The sequence below is a fragment of the Zoogloea sp. JDB1 genome (assembly GCF_056724025.1).
In genome coordinates, this window is record NZ_CM161496.1 from 4,543,005 (window position 1) to 4,564,444 (window position 21,440).

At 63.8% G+C, this 21,440-nt stretch carries 18 protein-coding genes; 10 read left to right on the forward strand and 8 right to left on the reverse strand.

The genetic code is table 11. The features are described from left to right. Nucleotides 1–7 precede the first annotated feature (7 nt). Nucleotides 8–1,162 carry an HD-GYP domain-containing protein gene (locus AC1PPK_RS20565; RefSeq protein ID WP_481114867.1) on the forward strand — a complete coding sequence of 385 codons (1,155 nt, stop codon included), beginning with the start codon at nt 8–10 and terminating at the stop codon, nt 1,160–1,162. Nucleotides 1,163–1,253: 91 nt separating this feature from the next. Next, a complete protein-coding gene (locus AC1PPK_RS20570; RefSeq protein WP_481114868.1) occupies nt 1,254–4,061 on the forward strand; it encodes a putative bifunctional diguanylate cyclase/phosphodiesterase in 2,808 nt (935 codons plus the stop codon). Here AC1PPK_RS20570 and AC1PPK_RS20575 read toward each other — a convergent pair whose 3' ends face one another. From AC1PPK_RS20575 to AC1PPK_RS20595, 5 genes are all read right to left on the reverse strand, one after another. Further along, nucleotides 4,062–4,517, reverse strand: coding sequence for a glycine zipper 2TM domain-containing protein (locus AC1PPK_RS20575; protein ID WP_481114869.1), 456 nt, complete (start codon nt 4,515–4,517; stop codon nt 4,062–4,064). It abuts the gene before it with no gap. A gap of 117 nt (nt 4,518–4,634) precedes the next feature. Beyond that, complete coding sequence (locus AC1PPK_RS20580; protein ID WP_481118248.1) at nt 4,635–5,168, reverse strand: LEA/WHy family protein; 534 nt, start codon at nt 5,166–5,168, stop codon at nt 4,635–4,637. Between the two features lie 8 nt (nt 5,169–5,176). Beyond that, a complete protein-coding gene (locus tag AC1PPK_RS20585) occupies nt 5,177–6,046 on the reverse strand; it encodes an NAD(P)-dependent oxidoreductase (protein WP_481114870.1) in 870 nt (289 codons plus the stop codon). Between the two features lie 2 nt (nt 6,047–6,048). Next, nucleotides 6,049–6,921, reverse strand: a complete 873-nt coding sequence (locus tag AC1PPK_RS20590) for an NAD(P)-dependent oxidoreductase (RefSeq protein WP_481114871.1) — start codon at nt 6,919–6,921, stop codon at nt 6,049–6,051. A gap of 75 nt (nt 6,922–6,996) precedes the next feature. Further along, nucleotides 6,997–8,142 carry a PQQ-dependent sugar dehydrogenase gene (locus AC1PPK_RS20595; protein WP_481114872.1) on the reverse strand — a complete coding sequence of 382 codons (1,146 nt, stop codon included), beginning with the start codon at nt 8,140–8,142 and terminating at the stop codon, nt 6,997–6,999. A 170-nt stretch (nt 8,143–8,312) separates the two neighbouring features. On the opposite strand from AC1PPK_RS20595, the gene AC1PPK_RS20600 reads away from it, so the two are divergent. From AC1PPK_RS20600 to AC1PPK_RS20615, 4 genes are all read left to right on the forward strand, one after another. Then, entirely contained in the window at nt 8,313–9,212 is a 900-nt protein-coding gene (locus AC1PPK_RS20600) for a hypothetical protein (protein ID WP_481114873.1), read from the forward strand. Nucleotides 9,213–9,309: 97 nt separating this feature from the next. Then, a complete protein-coding gene (ybiB, locus tag AC1PPK_RS20605; RefSeq protein WP_481114874.1) occupies nt 9,310–10,242 on the forward strand; it encodes a DNA-binding protein YbiB in 933 nt (310 codons plus the stop codon). A 130-nt stretch (nt 10,243–10,372) separates the two neighbouring features. Next, nucleotides 10,373–11,170 (forward strand): caspase family protein, encoded by a 798-nt coding sequence (locus AC1PPK_RS20610; protein WP_481114875.1) that lies wholly within the window; start codon nt 10,373–10,375, stop codon nt 11,168–11,170. Between the two features lie 186 nt (nt 11,171–11,356). Beyond that, the gene (locus AC1PPK_RS20615; protein ID WP_481114876.1) at nt 11,357–14,089 is read left to right on the forward strand and encodes a nitrate reductase; all 2,733 of its coding nucleotides are present in this window, start codon (nt 11,357–11,359) and stop codon (nt 14,087–14,089) included. Nucleotides 14,090–14,123: 34 nt separating this feature from the next. Here the strand turns inward: AC1PPK_RS20615 and AC1PPK_RS20620 are convergent, their stop codons facing one another. From AC1PPK_RS20620 to AC1PPK_RS20630, 3 genes are read right to left on the reverse strand one after another with little or no spacing between them, the layout of a single operon-like run. Next, nucleotides 14,124–15,002 carry a hydrolase 1, exosortase A system-associated gene (locus AC1PPK_RS20620; RefSeq protein ID WP_481114877.1) on the reverse strand — a complete coding sequence of 293 codons (879 nt, stop codon included), beginning with the start codon at nt 15,000–15,002 and terminating at the stop codon, nt 14,124–14,126. Continuing rightward, nucleotides 14,999–15,829 carry a hydrolase 2, exosortase A system-associated gene (locus tag AC1PPK_RS20625; RefSeq protein WP_481114878.1) on the reverse strand — a complete coding sequence of 277 codons (831 nt, stop codon included), beginning with the start codon at nt 15,827–15,829 and terminating at the stop codon, nt 14,999–15,001. Before AC1PPK_RS20625 ends, AC1PPK_RS20620 begins: the two co-directional genes overlap by 4 nt. Next, entirely contained in the window at nt 15,830–16,078 is a 249-nt protein-coding gene (locus tag AC1PPK_RS20630; RefSeq protein ID WP_481114879.1) for an acyl carrier protein, read from the reverse strand. It lies immediately after the preceding gene. A gap of 234 nt (nt 16,079–16,312) precedes the next feature. Between AC1PPK_RS20630 and AC1PPK_RS20635 the strand changes: the two genes are divergently transcribed. The 4 genes from AC1PPK_RS20635 to AC1PPK_RS20650 all read left to right on the forward strand — a co-directional run bounded on the left by AC1PPK_RS20635 (nt 16,313) and on the right by AC1PPK_RS20650 (nt 21,365). Beyond that, the gene (locus AC1PPK_RS20635; RefSeq protein ID WP_481114880.1) at nt 16,313–17,029 is read left to right on the forward strand and encodes an N-acetyltransferase family protein; all 717 of its coding nucleotides are present in this window, start codon (nt 16,313–16,315) and stop codon (nt 17,027–17,029) included. Nucleotides 17,030–17,162: 133 nt separating this feature from the next. Then, nucleotides 17,163–18,392 carry a glycosyltransferase gene (locus AC1PPK_RS20640; protein ID WP_481114881.1) on the forward strand — a complete coding sequence of 410 codons (1,230 nt, stop codon included), beginning with the start codon at nt 17,163–17,165 and terminating at the stop codon, nt 18,390–18,392. Nucleotides 18,393–18,519: 127 nt separating this feature from the next. Next, a complete protein-coding gene (locus AC1PPK_RS20645) occupies nt 18,520–20,124 on the forward strand; it encodes an acyl-CoA ligase (AMP-forming), exosortase A system-associated (RefSeq protein WP_481114882.1) in 1,605 nt (534 codons plus the stop codon). Beyond that, on the forward strand, nt 20,121–21,365 hold the full coding sequence (locus AC1PPK_RS20650) for a pyridoxal-dependent decarboxylase, exosortase A system-associated (RefSeq protein WP_481114883.1): 1,245 nt from the start codon (nt 20,121–20,123) through the stop codon (nt 21,363–21,365). Before AC1PPK_RS20645 ends, AC1PPK_RS20650 begins: the two co-directional genes overlap by 4 nt. Nucleotides 21,366–21,440: the final 75 nt, after the last annotated feature.

Here is a 21,440-nt window from a genome sequence, read left to right on the forward strand (position 1 = left end):
CTCACAGATGCCCTCTACCGACCCTCGCAACCCGTTGATCCTCGTGGTCGATGACGCACCCGACTCCATCGAGCCCATCGTCCACTGCCTGCACCGCGCCGACTTCCGCACCCGCATCGCCACCAACGGCGCCCGCGCGTTGGCGCTGGCGGCCAGTACGCCGCAGCCCGACCTGATTTTGCTCGACGTGACGATGCCGGACATTGACGGCTACGAAGTATGCCGGCGCCTGATGGGGGACCCGCAGACCGCGAGCATTCCAGTGATCTTTCTGACAATCCGCAACGAGGAAGTGGACGAGCAGCTCGGCTTCGATGCAGGCGCGGTGGACTACATCACCAAACCGATCAGCCCGCCGCTGGTCCTCACCCGGATCCGCAATCACCTGACGCTGAAAGCGGCCAGCGACTTCCTGCGCGACCGCAATGCTTACCTGGAGCAGGAGGTCGTGCGCCGCACCCGCGAACTGGGACTGATGCAGGATGCCACCATTGTCGCGATGGCCTCCCTGGCCGAAACCCGCGACAACGAGACCGGCAACCACATCCGGCGCACACAGATGTACGTGCGCACCCTCGCCCGCCACCTGCAGCGCCACCCGCGCTTCGCCACCGAACTGAGCGACGAGAACATCGAGCTGATGTACAAGTCGGCACCGCTGCACGACATCGGCAAGGTCGGCATCCCCGACCGTATCCTCCTCAAGCCCGGCCGCCTGACTCCAGCCGAGTTTGAGATCATGAAGACCCACACCACCCTGGGCATGGAAGCCATCAGCAAGGCCGCGTCGCTGTTCGGCCTGTCAGCCAGCTACCTGCGCTACGCCAAGGAGATCGCCCATTCCCACCAGGAGAAATGGGATGGCAGTGGTTATCCCCAGGGCCTCGCCGGCGAACGCATTCCGTTGTCGGCCCGCCTGATGGCCGTTGCCGACGTCTACGACGCATTGATCAGCAAGCGCGTCTACAAGCCGGCCTTCACCCACGACGAAGCCAGCGAACTTCTCCTCCGCGGGCGCAACAACCACTTCGACCCGGACATCCTCGACGCCTTCATCGAGTTGCAGAACGAATTCCGCGCCATTGCGCAACGCTTCGCCGACGTGGAAGTGGACCACGAACACGAAGCCGAACGTCTGCGCATGGTCTTCGGCGAGGACTAGGATGGCCCGGGACTCAAGATTGGCCGGCTACGACCGTTAAGTCTGAGGGAGGATCCGCCGACAGAGATCCGTTCATCCTTCAGGAGACTCGATGACCCGCAGCACGACATCCGCTCAGGTTGTCGACGTGTTTCGCCGCTACGGGCTGGCCGTACTCGTCTTTACCCTGGTTCTTGCCTTCACGCTGAACAGTTACCACGCCACCATCCTCGAGGAGCGGGAGGCGGCGGGTATGCACTTTCAGCAACTGGCCCGGCAGCACATCGCCCAGTTGCGCGAACGGACGGAAGGCCTAGTCACCCTCAACGAGGTCCTGCGCCGCCACGTCGCCCAGACACCGCGGATCGATGAACGGGAGTTTGCGGACTTCGTCGCACCGCTGCGGGCCCACTATCCGGAAATCCGCCAGCTCGGTGTGCTCCACCTGAGCGGCGACAAAGCCCTGGTTAGCGTCTCCGTGAAGCCAGATGGCGAGGTGCCGTCCGACGCTGCCCTGCTCGCCCCATCCCGCCTTCCGGATGAACCCAGCCGCGCTGCCCTCCGCCAACTGATCGTTGACGCCGCCAACGGCGAGGACGGCGTTGCCACCCACCTGCACGCCCTACGTCAAGGCAAGGGCGACGGTGACGACACCCTATTGCTGCTCGCCCCCGTGAGACCTCTCGCGGCGCCCCGCCATGCCACCGCCCGGGAGCTGGTGTTCATCGAAGTCCCACTGAGCCGGCTGCTTAGGGAAATGCTCATCCCGGCGACCGGCGAAGGCCGCGCACCACTGGAGTTCGAACTCATTGATGCCGATGACGGCGCCCATCGCCTGTTCTCGACCCCGAACTACCGCCTGAGCGACCAATCCTACGCGGACGTCATTCAACTCTACGATCGCCGCTGGCTGCTGATCGCCGCACCCGACGCCGGAGGGCTGCTCCTGGACCCGGGACCGGATGCAGGTGCCCAGCTTTTTTCCGGCTTGTCCCTCGGCTTGTTGGCCGCGTTGATCCTTTACGTGCTGCAAACCCGCGCCGACGCGATCCGCAAGCAGGTCGCCGAAAAGACCCTCGCGCTCGCGGACGCCAACGAGGCCCTAGGCCAGTACATCAGTGCGCTGGCCGAAACCAACCGCCTGCTGGAGACCGAGGTCGAGAAGCACGCCCGCTCAGAAGCCCTGCTGCGGGAAACCACCTCGTTGCAACGGGCGATTCTGGACTGCGCCGAATACGCCATCGTCTACACCGACTCCAACGGCATCATCCGAGTTGTAAACCCTGCCGCCGAACGCCTGTTCGGCCATGCGGCTGAAGATCTGGTCGGGCTGGAAACGCCGCTGGTCTTCCATACCGCCGAAGACATCGCCCGCTGGACCCTCGCCCACCGCAACAACGGCTTTGCCGCGCTCGCCGAAGAAGCCAGCGCCAGCAACCACACGGAACCACGGGAGATCAACCTGCGCCGCCGGGACGGCAGCATCTTCCCCGCCAACATCGCCATCTCAGTGGTTCACGACAGCAAGAAGCAGATCCGCGGCTACCTGGGCATCATCGCCGACATCACCCAGCGACGGGCAGCCGAAAGCCGCATCCGCCACCTGGCGCACTACGACAATCTCACGTCGCTGCCCAACCGGACCCTGCTCAACGAGCACCTGGCCGAAGCGATAGGTCTGGCCTCCCAGCTACAGCGGGGCGTAGCCGTGCTGTTCACCGACCTCGATCGCTTCAAGTTCGTCAACGACACCCTCGGTCACCAGGCCGGCGACCAACTCCTGCTGCTGGTCGCCCAGCGCCTGCGTGCCTGCGTACGCGACGGCGATCTGGTGGCACGCACTGGCGGCGACGAATTCGTTGTCGTCCTCGGCGACCTGGAGGAAGGCTCCATGCCAGAGGACGTCGCCGAGCGCATTCTCACCAGCCTGGCCCGCCCCTTCGACCTATCAGGCCAGCAATGCACGGTGACCCCGAGCATCGGCATCGCCCTCTACCCGGGCGATGGCCTCGACGGACACGCGCTGATCAAGAACGCCGACGCCGCCATGTACTTGGCCAAGGAGCGCGGGCGCAACAACTACCAGTTCTTCGATCACAGCCTGTCAGCCCGCTACAGCGAGCGCCTCGAACTGGAGAACCGCCTGCGCCAGGCCGTCGACGCCGACCAGCTCGAACTGTTCTACCAGCCCCAGGTGGACACCCTCTCCGGCGAACTGATTGGCCTGGAGGCGCTGATCCGCTGGCGGCAACCAGACGGCACGATGGTGTCGCCGGACGTTTTCATCCCGATCGCCGAAGAGTGCGGTCTGATCGTGCCGATCGGCGCCTGGGTGCTCCACGAGGCCTGCCGGCAGAACCATGCCTGGCTGCAGGAAGGCATCTGTCGCGTACCCGTAGGCGTCAACCTGTCGGCGCGCCAGTTCGACGACGCGGACCTGCTCGACACCATCAAGGCTGCCCTGGCCGGCGCCCGCCTGCCACCAGCCTACCTCGACCTGGAACTGACCGAGAGCCTGGTGATGCGCAACCCGGAACATACCCGCAGCCTGCTGGCCGAATGCAAGAAGCTCGGCCTCCAGCTGTCAGTGGATGATTTCGGGACCGGCTATTCCAGCCTCGCCAATCTCAAGCGCTTCCCGATCGACCGTCTGAAAATCGACCGATCCTTCATCAAGGACATCGTCAGCGAACCGGACGACGCGGCCATCGCGCAGACCATCGTCGCGATGGCTCATACGCTGCGCCTGGAAGTGATTGCCGAAGGGGTTGAGACCGAAGCCCAGCTGGCCCTGCTGCGTCGCTGGCGCTGCGACGCCTACCAGGGCTACCTGTGCAGCAAACCGATCAGCGCCACCGAGATGACCACCATGCTGCGCGGCCTGCGCGCCTCACGGCTGGTCTCGTTGGCGCCGCTCTGATCAATACGGGTAACCGGCCATCCGGCCACCGACCACACTACCCAGCACCGCCCCGACCGCAGTGGCCGCCACCCGGCCACCGCCGCGGCCGATCTGGTTGCCGATCACCCCACCGGCCAGTGCGCCGACCGCCTGCCCGACCACCCGGTTGCCGTCGTAGCGCGGATAGGCGACGGCGGGCTGCGGCGGGTAGTAGGCCTCAGGCTGCGGCTGGGCGTAATACACCGGCCGGTCGCGATACACGATACGTTCCCGGTACACCACTTGCGGCGGAGCCTGATATACAGCCGGCGGCGCCTGATACACCACCTGCGGTTGCTCGTAGACCACGACGGGCCGGCCGCCGTGGCGGTAGCGATGATCACAGTGGTCGTCATCATCCCAACCACGGTCGGCCAGGGCGTTGGCGCTGAAGACGACAGCGGCGAGAGCCGCCGGGATCATGAGCTTTTTCATCGTTCTACTCCTGCTGGAATCGGGCGGCGCGATTGCCGCCCCTTGCAGGAAATAACGCGATGACCAGCCCGGCGTTGGCAGCCGGAGTGTAAGCCCATGTAGATTTGTAAGTAATGCTCAGAAGGTTTCCGACTGCCCCTTGTCCGGCGTGGGCTCGGTCTTCGGACCGCTGCCACCGCCGAAGATCTTGGGAAAGGCCACTTCCCCGCTCTTGTCGAAGTCGAAGCCGCCCAGGTTGCCGGTCACCAGGCGCCCGCGGATGCGGTAATCGACCTTGTCGCGACCTCGCCCCAATTCGCTGAACTGGCGCAGCAGCTTGTCCAGCCCAGTCGTGGCGGTCACATCCAGCACCGCCTCACCAAGCCGTGGCACCACCACCGGCTGATTGCTGACGCCGTGTGCAAAGGGCTGGCCATTGATATCCACATTGAAGTTGAGCCCTTCGATGGGAATCTCGGCATTGTTCGGGTTGGTGATGCGCAGGCTAACGATGAAGCGCTGTTCAAACAGGCCGGCGTCCAGCAGGCGGATGCCGGCCACCTTCACATCGGGCTTCGTCAGGCCCAGTGTCAGCCCGGCGCAGCCGCCCAGCACGGTTGCGCCCACTGCGGCGCCCAGCAACAGCGCAAAGCGTCGGCGTGAAATTGGCATCGTCACGATCATTCTCCCGCGGGTTCGAGCACTTTCAACAGGCTCGCCGTATCGTCCCGGCCACCGCCCAGCGCCATCAGCGCGTTGAGCTGCTGCCAGGTCTGGGCCGCCACCGGCAAGGGTGCGCCCAACTGGCGGGCCTCTTCCATCAGGATAGCGAAATCCTTGTGATGCAGCCGCGACTGGATACCGGCGACGAAGTCACGCCGGGCCATGCGCTCGCCCATCACGTCAAGCACCCGCGAGCCGGCCGAACCGCCCATCAGAGCCTCGCGCACGCGGGCCAGGTCCACACCGTGGGCGCCGGCCAGGCACATCGCCTCGGCACAGGCCTGGATCGCATTGACCATGATCATCTGGTTGCAAGCCTTGGCCACTTGGCCGGCGCCGGCCGGGCCGATGTGCACCACCGTCTTGCCCAAGCAGGCCAGCACGGGCCGCACGCGCTCCAGCACGTCCGCCTCGCCGCCAGCCATGATGGCCAGCGTCGCGTCCCGCGCACCGATCTCGCCGCCGGACACCGGCGCATCCAGCCAGCCGATTCCGCGCTCGGCATAGCGGGCCGCCACCTTGCGGGCCGTACCCGGCGCAATGGTGCTCATGTCTACGTGGATGCCACCCGGCGAGAAGCCTGCATTGAGACCGTCCGCACCGAGGGCCAGATGCTCGACGTCGGCGCTGGCCGTCACCACCGAGATCACCACCTCGCAGCGGCTCGCCAGTTCGGCCGGCGTCGCGCACACCTGAGCCCCGGCTTTCACCAGCGGCGCCGCCGACTCGGGCCGCCGTGCCCATACGGCCAACTCGTGGCCGGCCGCCAGCAGGTGGCCGGCCATCGGCCGGCCCATCACACCCAGTCCGACAAATCCGACCCGCACCGTCATTCTCCCGACAGGCTTTCCAGCAGCTTGAGGGCGGCGATGGAATCCTCCTCGCCCATCCCACTACCGACCAGCGCATTGAAGAGCTGAGCCGTGGCGGCGCTGCTCGGCAGCATCAGCCCGAGGCGGTGGGCTTCCTGCATGACGATGTTCATGTCTTTCTGGTGCATCCAGGCCTTGAAGCCCGGCTTGAAGTTGCGGTCGAGCATGCGCTGGCCATGGTTTTCCAGAATGCGGCTGTAGGCGAAGCCACCGAGCAGCGCCTCGCGCACGCGGCCGGCATCGACACCGCTCTTGCGAGCGAAGTTGAAGGCCTCGGCTACCGCCATCACGCCGACGCCGGTGAGGATCTGGTTACACGCCTTGGCCACCTGGCCGGCACCGGGCCCGCCGATCAGCGTGGCGGCCTTGCCCATGCAGGCGAACAGCGGCTTGACGGTCTCGAAGGATGCCTCGTCGCCGCCGACCATGATGGTGAGCCCCGCGTTGATCGCCCCAACCTCGCCGCCGGACACCGGCGCATCGAGCATCGTCACGCCCCGTTCGGCCAGCCGTGCCGCAATCGACTGGGCGGCAGCCGGCGCAATGGTGCTCATGTCCACGTAGATCAGCCCAGCTTTGGCGCCTTCGGCCACGCCACCGGTGCCAAGGGCCACCTGCTCCACGTCGGCGGCATCCGCCACCATCGAAAACACCACGTCACAGGTCGCAGCCACCGCCGCGCTGTCGGCGGCGCCCTTGGCGCCGGCTTCCAGCAGCGGCACCATGGATTCTGCGCGGCGCGCCCACACGGTCACGTCATAGCCGCCCTTGAGGAGGTTGAGCGCCATCGGGCGCCCCATGATGCCCAGACCGATGAAACCGACTTTCATTGCTTGCGTCCTCGCGACCGAAAAGGACGCAGCCTAGCCGCCACCGCCCGGTGATGCAATCGGGGAAACGCGCGCTTACGAACCGCCGTCGTAGCTCACACGGTAGATCGCGCCAGCCTGATCGTCGCTGATCAGCAGCGAACCGTCCGGCAACACCAGCACATCGGCGGGCCGCCCCCACACGTGCTCCTGACCACCGGCATCCACCTGCAGCCAGCCCTCGGCAAAGACATCCTGGCGCAGCACCTTGCCAGCCTGGTCCAGTTCCACACGCACGATGCGGTAGCCGGACTTGCGGCTGCGGTTCCACGAACCGTGCTCGGCGATGAAGAGGTTGTTGCGGTAGGCCGCCGGGAACATCCGGCCGGTGTAGAAACGCATGCCCAGCGCCGCCACGTGCGCCCCGAGCTTGGCAACCGGCGGCGTGAACTCCTTGCACGTGCGCTTCGTGCCGAACTCCGGGTCGGCGATGTCGCCCTGGTGGCAATAGGGATAGCCGAAATGCTCGCCGCTCTTCGTCACCCGGTTCAGCTCGTCGGACGGCAGCTCGTCGCCGAGCATGTCGCGGCCGTTGTCGGTGAACCACAGGTTGCCGTCCGCCGGGCTCCAGTCGAAGCCGACGGTGTTGCGCACACCCCGCGCCACCATCTCGGCACCGCTGCCGTCCGCGCGGATGCGCTGGATGTTGGCGTAGCGCCGCTCGTCCGGCTCGCAGATGTTGCACGGCGCGCCGACCGGCACGTAGAGCCAGCCATCCGGGCCAAACGCGATGAACTTCCATCCATGGTGCGTCTCGGTGGGAAAACGGGTGCTCAAGGCCCGCGGCACCGGCGGCTTGTCGAGGTGCCGGGCGACGCCGTCGAGGACCACAATGCGCGACACCGCCGACACGAACAGGCTGCCGTCCCGGTAGGCCACACCCACCGGCTGCTCCAGCCCGCTGGCCAGCGTGCGCACACGCGTCGCCCGCCCCTTGTCGACCTCCACCCCATAGACCTTGCCGGCCGTCCGACTGCCCACATAGACCACGCCACGCCCGTCGGCGAAGTCGCCAAGGCTCATCCCGCGGGCATTCGGCACCCGATCGGTGAGCACCTCCACGCGGAAACCCGGTGGCAGGCGCAGCATATCCACCTGCGGCGCGGCCAGCGCCGGAACGCACAAGCCCACGCTCAGCAGCAAGGCACCGCTACGCAGGTTTTTCCAGAAAACGGACTTCACACCCATCTCCTTTCGCTTTGCATCGGCCGCCAGCATGCCGTGGCCAGGCCGCCACGACCACCGGCCACAGCCCCCGCTTGACGTCGTCATTGTCTTCGGCCCAGTCGGCATCTATCTTGGATGCGGGGCGGCAACACAGCATAAGACCCCTTCATCGAGGAGAGTTCATCATGGCCGAACGCGCCCTTGCCCCTTACGCTGTCGGAGGAAGCTACCTGAGCATCGATGGGGCGATCTACCCGTTGGTGGATTACACCCTGCCCGAGATCAACTGGTCGGTGCATGAACCCGGCACCGGTGCGCCAACGTCGCGAACCGACATCCAGATCGGGGAGCCGGAGCTCGGCACGCTGATCCTGTCCATACAGCCTCAGTCCTTCCCGCTGCTGGCGAAGTGGGTGCTAGAACTGGCCGGCGGCGGCCATCACCTGCTCAATCTCGAGGTGCTGCGCACGGATCTCAACGGCACGATCCAGGAAGGCTTCCAGCTCGCCGGCTGCGTGCTCACCGAACTGCACTTTCCCCCCTGCTCCGCCACGCAGAAGGACCTTTACTTGGTCCGCGCGGTCCTTCAGCCCGAAAGGATTGCCGCGCTTCCGGCTGGCAGCCCGGTAAAACCGCCCGTCGGCATCAAGCAGCGCCCGTGGCTGGTGTCCACCTTTGAGCTGAGCGTCGATGGTCTGCCCACCAGCGCCATCCTGAAGATCGACGGCCTCGACCTGATCCGCGACGTCTTGGCCCGCAGGGTCGGAGAGCAGCGCGCCCCCCTAACCTACTACGGCGTCGCCCGCTGCTCGCCCCTGGTACTGACGATCGGCGGCCGGGACTACCCGGCGTGGCGCGACTTCGCGCTGAAGCAGCTCGGCAGTGGCACGCCAGCCAGTGCCCTAGGCGCCAGGCTGGCCTTCCTCGACACCAGCCTCAAGCAGGAACTGGGCAGCCTGAAGTTCTCACTGGCGGGCCTCGCCGGATTCCAGTTTGCCCGCGTGACCTCCCGCGGTGACGAGGCGGCAGGCCCTCAAGGAGTGGCCAGGCTGCCGGTCGGGGACATGGCGCTGGACATCCCGTAGGCCCCGTCCTCACCGCCCGACGCATCCCCGCATGCCAGCCGGACTGACGCTTCCGCTACACTTCTGCGCTCATCCATCGATACGCGTACTCTTCCCCATGTCCTACGCCCCATTCATCAAGGAGATCGGCCGCGGGCCGAAAGGCTCCAAACCGCTTACCATCGACCAGGCCGAATCCCTGTTCGGCGACATGCTCGACGGTCGCGTGCCCGACCTGGAAATGGGCGCCATCATCCTGTCGATGCGCATCAAGGCCGAGTCCACGGACGAATTGCTGGGCTTCCAGCGCGCCCTCGACGCCCGCACGGCCTGCATCCGCGTTCCGGCCGGTCCCCGCGTGGTGGTGCTTCCCACCTACAACGGTGCGCGCCGGCAAGCCAACCTGATGCCCTTGCTGGCCCTACTGCTGGCGCGGGATGGCGTGCCGGTGCTGATCCAGGGGCGCCACGACTTCGACAGCCGGATCAGCCCCTTCGAACTACTGGCGGGCCTCGACATCCATCCGGCGGCAAGCCTCGCAGAGGCGGAAGCCCAGCTCGCCGAAAAGCACCTGACCTGCCTTCCGCTGGAAACCCTGGCGCCGGGACTGGCGCCGCTGCTCGCCCTGCGCCCGCGTCTTGGCGTACGCAACAGCGGCCATACGCTGGCCAAGCTGCTCGATCCGGCGCCGGGCCACAGCGTGCGGGTCGCCTCAATGACCCACCCTGAGTACCTGGAACGCATCCACGAACACCTCGTCGCCACCGGCGGCGTGTCCATGCTGCTGCGCGGCACCGAAGGTGAAGCCTTTGCCAATCCGCGCCGCCGACCACGGCTGGAAGTCTTCGTGAATGGCGACGCGCAGGTCGCCTTCCCAGCCGAGGAAGGCGGCGCACCGCCGGTGGAAGGGCGCGCCGACGATCCGGAAGTCGCCGCCAACGCCGCACTGATCCGCGCCATGCTGGCCGGCGACGTGGCGATACCACAACCCATCCTCGATCAGGCCAGCGCGCTGAAGGAACTCAGCAGGGTTCCCCGCGCCACAGCCTGAGACCGCTCCCGCACAGGCTGTCATTGACCTTTCCCCGCCCCGTGCTTAAATCCAATGGCCATGCCAATGCAATGAACCGGGCCACGAGGCCCCGCATGGCCCAAACGACATGGGAGAGGGAGAAGGGATCATGAGCAAGAAAGCCTTGTGCATCGGCATCAACGACTACCCTGGCACACAGAACGACCTGAGCGGCTGCGTCAACGACGCCACCGACTGGGCTGCTGCACTCGCCGCACGCGGCTTCGCCGTCACCACGCTGCTCGATAGCCAGGCCACCAAGGCAGCAATGGTCGGCGCCATGACCGACCTGATCGGCGGCTCGGCCAAGGGCGACTCCATCATCATCACCTACTCCGGCCACGGCACCTGGGTGCCAGACCAGAACGGCGACGAGCCGGACGGCCGCGACGAGGGCCTGTGTCCGTGGGATATCGGCTCCGGCAACGTACTTCTGGACGACGAGATCGCACCGATCTTTACCCACCACGCCACCGGCGTGCGAGTGGTACTGATCTCGGACAGCTGCCATTCCGGCAGCGTGACCCGCGGCAACGCCCTTGATCTCGACCCGGGCCTCCCACGCGCGCGCTTCCTGCCGCCCGAGGCATGGATGAAGGCCGCCGACCTACCCGCCCCCCGCGTCGCCAAGCTGCCCACCTCGGGTGGCCTGTCGCGCAGCGGCGGCGACCTGCTGCTGGCCGGCTGCACCGACAGCCAGTTCAGCTGGGACACCAGCTTCAAGGGACGTCCGAACGGGGCCTTTACCTACTACGCACTGAAGGCTCTGGCTTCGCTGCCGGCCACTGCCAGCTACCAGGACTGGTTCAAGAAGATCACGCCGGGCTTCCTGCCGACCAACCAGCTGCCGCAGAACCCGCAGATCTTCGGCACCCGGACGGCCCGTTCCTGGAAGGTGTTCGCCTGACCTACGGCCTCCATCGGCCCTGAGCCACCGCGCCGCGCCCACTCCTGGTGCGCGACCGCGGTGAGCGCACCATTTCGACGCCGCATCGCCACTCTTTGGTGCGTGCGAATGGCGCTACGCAAGGAACACAGGGTCTTAGACGATTGGCACGACGCTTGCTGGACTCCGCTCACCAAAGGAGTCGTAATGGCAGAAACCAAATCCACCTGTTGTTACTGCGGCGTCGGCTGCGGTGTCGTAATCGAACATGAAGCCGGTCGCATCACCGGCGTCCGGGGCGACCCGGACCATCCGGCCAATTTCGGCCGGTTGTGCACCAAGGGTGCCACGCTGCACCTGACCGCCGCGCCCGACACCCAGGTCGCCCGCGCCCTGTATCCAGAGTTACGCACCGACCGCAGCAGCCCCCGCCAGCGCGCGAGCTGGGATACTGCGCTCGACGCGGCCGCCGGGCGTTTTGCGGCGATCATCGCCGAGCACGGCCCCGACGCCGTCGCGGTCTACGGTGCCGGCCAGTTGCTGACCGAGGACTACTACGTCTTCAACAAGCTGATGAAGGGACTCGTCGGCAGCAACAACCTGGACACGAACTCCCGCCTGTGCATGTCCAGCGCGGTGGCCGGCTACAAGCTGAGCCTGGGTGCTGACGCGCCGCCGTGCAGCTACGCGGACATCGCCCACACCAGCGCGCTGTTCATCACCGGCAGCAACACCGCCTTTGCGCATCCGATCGCCTTCCGCCGCATCGAGGACGCCCGCAAGGCCAACCCGGACATGAAGCTGGTCGTCATCGACCCGCGCCGCACCGACACAGCCGACGCCTCCGACCTGCACTTGGCCCTGCTGCCCGGCACCGACATCGCGCTGTACAACGCGATGCTTCACGTGATGCTGTGGGAGGGCTGGGTGAACCGGGACTACATCGACGCCCATACCGAAGGCTTCGACGCGCTGAAGAAGACCGTCCGCGAATACACGCCGGCAATGGCGGCCACGATCTGCGGGCTGGACAAGAAGCGCATCGAGGAGGCGGCACAGATCTTCGCTACCTCGAAGGCCACGATGTCCATGTACTGCCAGGGGCTCAACCAGTTCTCCTTCGGCACCCACAACAACTCGGCGCTGATCAACCTGCACTTGGCAAGCGGCCAGATCGGCCGCCCCGGCGCCGGCCCCTTCTCGCTGACCGGTCAGCCCAACGCGATGGGTGGCCGTGAAGTCGGCGGCCTGGCCAACCTCCTGTCCGCCCACCGGGATATGGCCAACCCCGAGCACCGCGCCGAAGTCGCCGCCCTGTGGGGCGTGGACAGCGTGCCCGACAAGCCAGGCAAGAGCGCCGTGGAACTGTTCCGTGCGCTGAAGTCGGGCGAGGTGAAGGCGGTATGGATCGCCTGTACGAACCCGGCCCAGTCCATGCCGGACCAGGTCCTGATCCACGAAGCCCTGCAGGCCGCCGAGTTCGTCGTCGTGCAGGAAGCCTTCAGCCACACCGAAACCTGTGCTTACGCCGACCTGCTGCTGCCCGCCACCACCTGGGGCGAGAAGGACGGAACCGTCACCAACTCGGAGCGGACCATCAGCCGCGTCCGACCCGCCGTGTCCGCGCCGGGTGAAGCCCGCCACGATTGGGCGATCGTGGTGGACTTCGCCCGGCGTCTGGGCGCCCGCCTCGGCAAGGGCGAGTTGGCCGCCCGCATGTTCCCGTATACCAAGCCGGAAGAAGTCTGGAACGAGCACCGGGAATCCACCCGTGGCCGCGACCTGGACATCACCGGCCTGAGCTATGCGACACTGGAAACCGTCGGCCCCCAGCAATGGCCCTTCCCCGAAGGTGCCAGCCAGGGCAAGGTCCGGCTCTACGAAGACGGCATCTTCCCAACCCCGTCCGGCAAAGCCCGCTTCGTCGTCACCGAGCACCGCATCACCGCCGAGTCGCCGAGCGCCCGCTACCCGCTGCACCTCAACACCGGCCGCCTGCGCGACCAGTGGCACGGCATGAGCCGCACGGGCCTGGTCGCCCGCCTGTACAGCCATGAACCCGAACCCATGCTGCACATGCACAAGGACGACATGGAGCGCCGCAGTCTTGCTACCGGCGATCTGGTCAAGGTAAAAAGCCGGCGCGGCGAAGTGGTGCTGAAGGTGCTCGAATCCGCCACGCTACGCCCTGGCCAGTGCTTCGTGCCGATGCACTGGGGCGGCAACACGATGGGCGGCCAGGGCGTCAATGTACTGCTGCCCGGCGATTTCGATCCCTACTCGAAGCAGCCCGAACTCAAGCACGCCGCCGTGCAGGTGGAGAAATACACCGCCGGTAAGACGCTGGTGGCGATGCGTCGCACTGAGGTAGGCGAGGATGGCCAACTCCACCCGAACCCGCTGACCGTCATGGAAGGCCTGCGCCGCTGGCTGCCCCACTTCCCCTACGCCAGCCTGACGCTGGCCGGACGCACAGCCCCTGTGGTGGTACTCAAGGCTCGTGGCGAAGAACTCGAGCCTGCACTGCTGGAAGCCCTGGACAAGGAACTGGCCCTCGACGATCCGACCAAGGTGCTGTCCTACCAGGACAGCCGCAAGGACATCGCAAAGCGCGCCCTCGTGGAAGGTGATTCGCTCACCGCGGTGCGTCTGGCCGGCGAAACCAAGGCTGCCGACTGGCTGGCCGACATGATGGTGCAGGGACACTCCGCTGCGGCAGTCCGCCAATGGCTGCTCGCACCGCTGACCCAGCCGCCAGCAGGTCAGGCCGCCCGCGGCAAGGTGATCTGCAACTGCTTCGACGTGGCCGAGGACGACATCCTGGCCGCCTTCCGGGCCGGTGAGTCCCTCGAGGTCCTGCAGACCCGCACCAAGTGCGGCACCAACTGCGGCTCCTGCGTGCCCGAACTGAAGCGTCTGCGTCAGAGCGTTTCGAACTGATGACGACAGGTCGGGCAAACACCTGACCTGTCGCTCACACCTCAGCGAATCCCTTGGCCACGAGCCAGTTCAAGGTCGCCTCTGATACGGCAGCCACGTCGCCAGGCCCCGACAGGGTGTGATCGGCATCCGGAAAGCGTTTCACATCCGCCCCCCTACGCGCCACCAACCTCTGCCACCCGGGACTGGCTGCCAGGACGTCATCGAACTCGCGCGCCACGTAGTCACGGCCACTCAGGAAAATGGCCAATGGTTCGTTTTCCCGTACTGCCAACCCATGCAGCATCCGCTCGGGCAGCGCCACATCACGATCCTTGGACTGTACCGGTCCCTCAGGCACAGCACCCCGTGCGGCCTTCGCGGTCGAAAAGAAGGAACGCACCGACTGCCCAATATTGACTCCGCCGCCCAGCAGCTTTTTCCAGAATGAAGGGTCAGTGAGTCTCTGCAGATAATAGTGCTTGAGAAACACCTTCGCCTCACCCACCTCGGTATGGACCCAAGGGTTCAGCAAGATGGATCCCGCGACACGCGGATCATTGGCGGCGGGATAAAAGCAGATCGCACTGGCACCGTCACACAGCCCCCATAACACGACCTGCCGTAAGCCGGGCTGGGTCTGGAGGAAGGCGCCGATTGCTGCCTCGATATCCTGGCTGACATTCTCGAAACTACGTTCCACACCACTGGAGTCGCCCATGCCACGATAGTCGAAACGCATGCATGGAACCCCCTGCGCCGATAGATGTCTTGCCAGCAAGACGAACTGCCGATGAGAACCGACCCGGTATTGAGGCCCACCCACCACGACAAGTACACCGACCGCGGCCTCCTTCTGAGGCGCAGAGACAATACCCATCAGAGATTCGCCAGCACATTCGAAAATGACGGGAACATCGCGCCAAACGCTCATGTGAACGTCTCCAGAGCGCGTACGGACGCATCGATCAGCGCCAAACTGGTTTCGATCTCCTGCGTCTGCCAAAAAGCGGTACCTGCCACTGATTCGGCTCTCGCCTGAATTCCAGCACTCTGCCAACGGTCGACGAGTATCCGCAACGCCGGCGTCACGTCCTCGCGGCCTTCGCTCCCCACTTCAAGTGCTACCACCTGCGCCGGGTAGGCATCCGGCAAGCCCAGGCTTGCCGTCTCCAGACCGTTAGCGACCGCAGGCGGTAAGGCATAGCCGGCCACCTGCACGGATTCGCCAGCCTTCAACGCGGACCTGGCCGCATCCATAGCGGATTTGGCATCGGCGTCGGCCATCATTTCAGCTGCTGCCTTGAGACGCAGAAACTGGGTCAGATGCTGGCGTCCGTTACCCACCGGTTGCCATAGCAACAGCGGAGCGGCAATTTCCGTGGAGCAAAGCAGATCGGCCAGGAGCAAAGCCCCAGTACGCATGCCCCACAACACGAGTCGTCCTGGCAGATTGGCCGCCGCCCATACCCAAGCATCGTGGCAATCCTGGACCCAAGCACGCCAAGAGGCCTCACCGAACTCCCCGCCGCTATCCCCACAACCGGTCAGATCGATCTGCAGCGTCAACCAGCCCTGCGAAGCAAAGGCCTCGACAGCGAGTGCCACCATTCGCCGGGATTTGTTCATCTCCTCGGCAAACGGGTGTACAAAAATCAGCGTACCAACCGGATCGGGAGCATGGGTCAGAAGACAGAACCGTCCATCGAGTAGGGGCCCCGGGAGATAAAAAGCCTCCCGCCGCGGCCTCAGCACGGTCATTCAGGCCAGCTTTCCATTCACAAAGGCAATGACGGAACCAACGGTCTCGAAGGTCGAACCATCGATCTCATCATCCTCGACGATGAAGCCGAACCGCTCTTCCAACATATTGATCACACCGACGACAGCCATCGAGTCCAGGTCCGGCAAAGCACCCAGCAGTGGGGTATCGACATCGAACTGGGCCGTGTTTCCCCCCAGGCTCAAGACTTCATCGAGAATCGACAGTACTTCCTTCTTCGTATCCAAAAGCTAACTCCAATCGGGTAAGCAAACACTAAAACAGCATCCGGAACACAAGGCCCGGCAACAGCAAGACTGATATCATTATATGCGAGCCGATCATCGTACGGACCGTGATATCGGTGGCAAGCTTAGCGCGCGCTCCTGCCTCCTCCGCTTCCACGCGTTCCACACACCGTCCTTGAACGCGAACAGCGTCAGTCCGGCCGTCGCCAGTCGTTCCCTCGCGAAACCAACCACATGCCTCTCAAGCGCATTCGCAATAACTTCATTCAACTGGGCACCTTGAATGGCAGCCTGTATCTCCTTGACTACGCATTACGCAAGCTCAGCGCCGGGCGCGCCTACATCAAACGCTACTACCTCGTCGCTCAGCCGGTACAAGACCGACCTGCCTGCCGCCCATCGACCAAGAATCCGGTCGTTTTTCTTGAGCCTGGCTCTCCACTGGCATCGTCATTCCCTCGTCCACCGGAGGTCATTGCCAAACGCATAAGTGATGGCGCGCATTGCTTCGTTGCCTTGTCCGGGGAAGAGTTTGCCGGATTCCTGTGGCTGGCCTTCAATGCCTATGACGAAGATGAGGTGCGTTGTCGCTACGAACTTGCCGACCCCCAGCATTGCGTCTGGGACTACGACGTTCATGTGGAACCGAAATATCGGATCGGTCGCACTTTTGCCCGGCTGTGGGACAGTGCGAATGCTCACCTGAGCAGACATGGCGTGAGTTGGAGCATCTCACGCATCTCGGCCTTCAATCCAGCGTCACTGGCCGCACATGGCCGCCTCGGCATTCGCACTCTCTTCAGTGCAAATTTCCTGTGTCTGGGGCCGATTCAAATCACCATCATCAGCGCAGCACCCTGGTTCCATGTGAGCCTGTCGCCGTCATCGCGCCCTTGCGTGCGGCTACAGGCGCCGAAATGCGCAAATGAACGTAGCTTGTCGCGGAATTAGCACATCCTCTCGGTTAAACTGCCGCAGCTTATCCACAATCAATTTTTCAGCCATTGCCACTCTTTGAGAGGCTGCCCTAAAGGCACCCTTTCAGGGAGCGAGACACGTGCCCATGCCTGATCGACGCGTACTGATGATCGCTTACCACTACCCCCCCGTGCGGGTCAGTAGCGGAATCCAGCGTACCCTGAAGTTCTCCCAATATCTTCGCGACCACGACTGGGAGCCAATGATCCTGACGGTTTCGCCTCGCGCCTACGAGGCTGTCGGCGATGATCAGATGAAAGAGATCCCACCGGGCCTCATCGTGGAACGCGCCTTCGGTCTCGACACGGCCCGCCACCTCTCGCTCAAGGGACGTTACTTCCGATGGATGGCGCAGCCAGACCGCTGGGTGAGTTGGTGGCCGGCGGGAGTGATCAAGGGCCTCAAGCTGATTCGCAAACATCGCCCCAAAGCAATCTTCTCGACCTTCCCCATCGCCACGGCTCACCTCATCGCGCTGACCCTCCATCGACTCTCCGGACTTCCACTCATTGTCGACTTTCGAGATGCAATGACGGAGCCGGGCTATCCTACCAATCCTGTCACATGGCGGACTCACAGGCGGCTGGAACAGGCGCTGATCAAGCACTGCACCCACGCGATATTCACTACTCCAGGCACACGAGATATGTATGCGGAGCGCTACCCGGACAAGCCGGCAAGCTGCTGGGCGGTCATCGAAAACGGATTTGACGAAGACAATTTTCGCGATGCAGAGACCGGACTCGACGCCAGCCGTATCGGCCTATCAGGACAAATGGTCCTCATTCACAGTGGTATTCTCTATCCAGAAGAACGAGATCCCAGACCGTTTTTTGCTGCGCTGAAGGAGATGAAGGATGCCGGAGAGGCATCCATGGAAACACTGCGCGTCATCCTGCGTGCTACTGGCAGCGACACGTACTACACCAAGCTCCTGTCAGACTATGGCATCGACGATCTCGTCTCGATTGAACCTTCAATCGCTTATCGGAGTGCCTTACAGGAAATGATGCGTGCGGATGGCTTGTTGCTGCTGCAAGGCGCAAGCTGCAACAAGCAGATCCCAGCCAAACTCTATGAGTATGCACGTGCTGGTCGGCCGATCATCGCACTGACAGACGCCGCCGGCAGTACCGCAGCACTGATGAAGAAGCTGGATGCACCCTGGATCACCGATATAGCGAACACGTCCGCTATTCGAAGCCTGCTGAGTGAGGCTCTGCACAAGTGGCATAACCAGCAATTGAATGGGGTTCAGCGCAGCTTGGCCGATACCTGCTCGCGCCGCTCCAGAACTGCGGAACTTGCGCGCCTGCTGGATGGCCTTCCCCAATAGCCAAGATTTTGTCATATGGTGTAATCCTGCACGCAATCCACAGGGGAAAGCTAGGATAGACTTCAACTGCTCCAATGCTTGATGGATCTGCCGCTCCAACGTGGCTTGACAATCGTTCTCTCAATCAATGCTCAACACCACCCTACTCCACGAATTGATCAGCGCCTCGGCCGAGCGAGCGCCCACTTCACCGGCTCTGACAGCAGGTACCACAACCCTGAGCTACGCCGATCTGGACACACAAGTGGGCGGATTTTCTTCTGGTCTGGCCGGCCTAGGGCTGGAACGCGGTGAAAGAATCGGCATTTTTCTGGAAAAGCGGATCGAAACAGTCGTCGCCAGCTTCGGCTCCGCCCGCGCCGGCTGCGCCTTCGTTCCGATCAACCCGATTCTCAAGGGCGAGCAGGTCATGCATATCCTGCGCGACTGCAACGCCCGTGTGCTGGTGACCTCTGCAGAGCGCTTGCCCCTGCTCGCGGATACGCTGTCCCACTGCCACGACCTGCGCCATGTCGTACTGATCACCACACCGGCAGCCACGCCCAGGCTCACGGGCGTGAACATCGTACATTGGGACGACCTCCTCTGCGCCTCCGGACAACCGGGACACCGGATCATCGACACCGATCTGCTGTCCATCCTGTATACGTCCGGCAGCACTGGACGCCCGAAAGGCGTTGTACTGTCCCACCGCAACATGGTGGCCGGAGCCAAGAGCGTGGCCAGCTATCTCGGTAACAATCCGGATGACACACTGCTGGCAGCCCTGCCCCTGTCCTTCGATGCAGGCTTTTCCCAGCTCACAACAGCCTTTCACACCGGCGCCAAAGTTGTGCTGCTGAACTACTTGCTGCCGCAGGACGTACTCAAGACTGTCGTTCGAGAGAGGGTCACCGGCCTTACTGCAGTCCCTCCGCTATACATTCAGCTCGCTCAGCTGAAATGGCCAGCCGAAGTTACAGACCATCTACGCTACTTCGCCAATACTGGCGGGCGCATGCCGCTCGAGACCCTCAGGTTGCTCCGCAGCCAGTTGCCCGAGACAAAACCATTCCTGATGTACGGTCTTACCGAAGCATTCCGCGCCACTTACCTGCCTCCTGAGCAGGCCGATATCCGGCCAGACTCCATCGGCAAGGCTATTCCCAACGCCGAAGTAATCGTACTGCGGGAAGACGGTTCGGAATGCAGCCCCAATGAGCCCGGTGAGTTGGTCCAACGTGGCGCCTTGGTTGCAATGGGCTACTGGAACGACCCGGACAAGACAGCCGAGCGCTTCAAGCCCCTTCCGAACACAGCTCCTGGCCGCCAGTCGGGCTTCGTCCTGCCGGAAATCGCCGTTTTCTCGGGCGACACCGTTCGCCGTGACGAGGAGGGCTATCTCTACTTCATCGGACGCCGCGACGAGATGATGAAGACCTCCGGCTATCGCGTCAGCCCTACCGAAGTCGAAGAGATCCTGTACAGCACCCAATTGGTCGGAGAATGTATCGCCTTCGGCGTACCACATCCAAGCCTCGGCCATTCCATCTGCGTCATCGCAAGCGGCAAGGACGGAGCTCCACTCGATAAAGCAGCCTTGCTCAGCGAATGCAAGCGGCGCATGCCGGCCTACATGATTCCCGCCGCAATTGAAGCGCACGAGGGTCCGCTGCCGCGCAATCCCAATGGCAAGATCGACCGCAAGGCACTTTCCACCGAATACGAAATGGCTCACAGGGTACAGCAATGAGTGATGCAAGCCGCGACAAGCCGGTCCATGTCACCATGGACCAATTCAAGTCCGCCGATGGCGAACTGCTGATCGGCGGCATTCCTCTCCGCCGCCTGGCTGAACGTGTCGGACAAACCCCGTTCTACGCCTACGACCGCAAGCTACTGACCGACCGTGTCGCCGAATTGCGTGCAGCCCTCCCATCTGGCATCAAGATTCATTTCGCGATGAAGGCCAACCCGATGCCCGCCGTGGTCGATCACATGGCCAGGCTGGTGGACGGGATCGACGTGGCCTCGGGACGCGAACTGAGGATCGCCCTCGACAGTGGCACCGATCCCCACGACATCAGCTTTGCAGGGCCGGGCAAGCGCCATGAAGAACTGCGCCAGGCGGTTGCTGCGGGGATACTGATCAACGTGGAATCCTTCCGTGAAGTGACCGAACTGGCCGCCATTCGACAAGAGAGCGGCTGGCCGGTGCGCGTAGCGGTGCGCGTGAATCCCGATTTCGAATTGAAGAGTTCAGGCATGAAGATGGGAGGCGGCCCCAAACAGTTCGGCGTCGACGCCGAACGCGTGCCCGACCTGCTCGCCGACATCGGTCGCGCCGGCCTTGCGTTCGAAGGCTTCCACCTCTTTGCGGGCTCCCAGAACTTGCGCCCCGACGCCATTGTTGAAGCCCAGCGCAAGTGCTTCGATCTGGCCCTTCGTCTCGCCGAGGCAGCCCCGGCACCGGTCAAGTTTTTGAACCTCGGCGGCGGCTTTGGCATCCCGTATTTCCCAGGCGAACAACGCCTGGATCTCACTACCATCGGTGCCAATCTCAGGGCCATCGAAGAGGAAGCAGCGGAAAAGCTGCCTGGCGCAGAGATCGTAATCGAACTGGGACGCTATCTGGTCGGTGAAGCAGGCGTCTATGTCTGCAAGATCGTAGACAGGAAGGACTCCCGCGGACATACATTCCTCGTCGCTGATGGCGGCTTGCATCATCACCTGTCAGCCTCAGGGAATTTCGGCCAGGTCATCCGCAAAAACTACCCTGTCACCATTGGCGATCGCCTGGACGAGCCCGCCAGTCAGAGCGTCTCTGTCGTCGGCCCTCTCTGCACACCACTCGATATTCTCGCCGACCGGATGCTCCTTCCCGATGCAAAACCCGGCAATCTCGTCGTTGTGTTCCAGTCGGGAGCCTACGGCGCCAGCGCAAGTCCTCAGACATTCCTCGACCATCCCCGCGTTGTCGAAATTCTGGTCTGAACAGACCGCATTCCCAATGAAAAATGGGCCATGCAATTTGCGTGGCCCATTTTTTTCACGACTCCAATTCAAACA

What these genes read in the sequence shown, in the direction of transcription:
- AC1PPK_RS20565 (WP_481114867.1), top strand. Translation starts at nt 8, where the DNA reads ATGCCCTCTACCGACCCTCGCAACCCGTTGATCCTCGTGGTCGATGAC.
- AC1PPK_RS20570 (WP_481114868.1), top strand. Translation starts at nt 1,254, where the DNA reads ATGACCCGCAGCACGACATCCGCTCAGGTTGTCGACGTGTTTCGCCGC.
- AC1PPK_RS20575 (WP_481114869.1), bottom strand. Translation starts at nt 4,517, where the DNA reads ATGAAAAAGCTCATGATCCCGGCGGCTCTCGCCGCTGTCGTCTTCAGC.
- AC1PPK_RS20580 (WP_481118248.1), bottom strand. Translation starts at nt 5,168, where the DNA reads ATGCCAATTTCACGCCGACGCTTTGCGCTGTTGCTGGGCGCCGCAGTG.
- AC1PPK_RS20590 (WP_481114871.1), bottom strand. Translation starts at nt 6,921, where the DNA reads ATGAAAGTCGGTTTCATCGGTCTGGGCATCATGGGGCGCCCGATGGCG.
- AC1PPK_RS20600 (WP_481114873.1), top strand. Translation starts at nt 8,313, where the DNA reads ATGGCCGAACGCGCCCTTGCCCCTTACGCTGTCGGAGGAAGCTACCTG.
- ybiB (WP_481114874.1), top strand. Translation starts at nt 9,310, where the DNA reads ATGTCCTACGCCCCATTCATCAAGGAGATCGGCCGCGGGCCGAAAGGC.
- AC1PPK_RS20610 (WP_481114875.1), top strand. Translation starts at nt 10,373, where the DNA reads ATGAGCAAGAAAGCCTTGTGCATCGGCATCAACGACTACCCTGGCACA.
- AC1PPK_RS20615 (WP_481114876.1), top strand. Translation starts at nt 11,357, where the DNA reads ATGGCAGAAACCAAATCCACCTGTTGTTACTGCGGCGTCGGCTGCGGT.
- AC1PPK_RS20620 (WP_481114877.1), bottom strand. Translation starts at nt 15,002, where the DNA reads ATGAGCGTTTGGCGCGATGTTCCCGTCATTTTCGAATGTGCTGGCGAA.
- AC1PPK_RS20625 (WP_481114878.1), bottom strand. Translation starts at nt 15,829, where the DNA reads ATGACCGTGCTGAGGCCGCGGCGGGAGGCTTTTTATCTCCCGGGGCCC.
- AC1PPK_RS20635 (WP_481114880.1), top strand. Translation starts at nt 16,313, where the DNA reads ATGCCTCTCAAGCGCATTCGCAATAACTTCATTCAACTGGGCACCTTG.
- AC1PPK_RS20640 (WP_481114881.1), top strand. Translation starts at nt 17,163, where the DNA reads ATGATCGCTTACCACTACCCCCCCGTGCGGGTCAGTAGCGGAATCCAG.
- AC1PPK_RS20645 (WP_481114882.1), top strand. Translation starts at nt 18,520, where the DNA reads ATGCTCAACACCACCCTACTCCACGAATTGATCAGCGCCTCGGCCGAG.
- AC1PPK_RS20650 (WP_481114883.1), top strand. Translation starts at nt 20,121, where the DNA reads ATGAGTGATGCAAGCCGCGACAAGCCGGTCCATGTCACCATGGACCAA.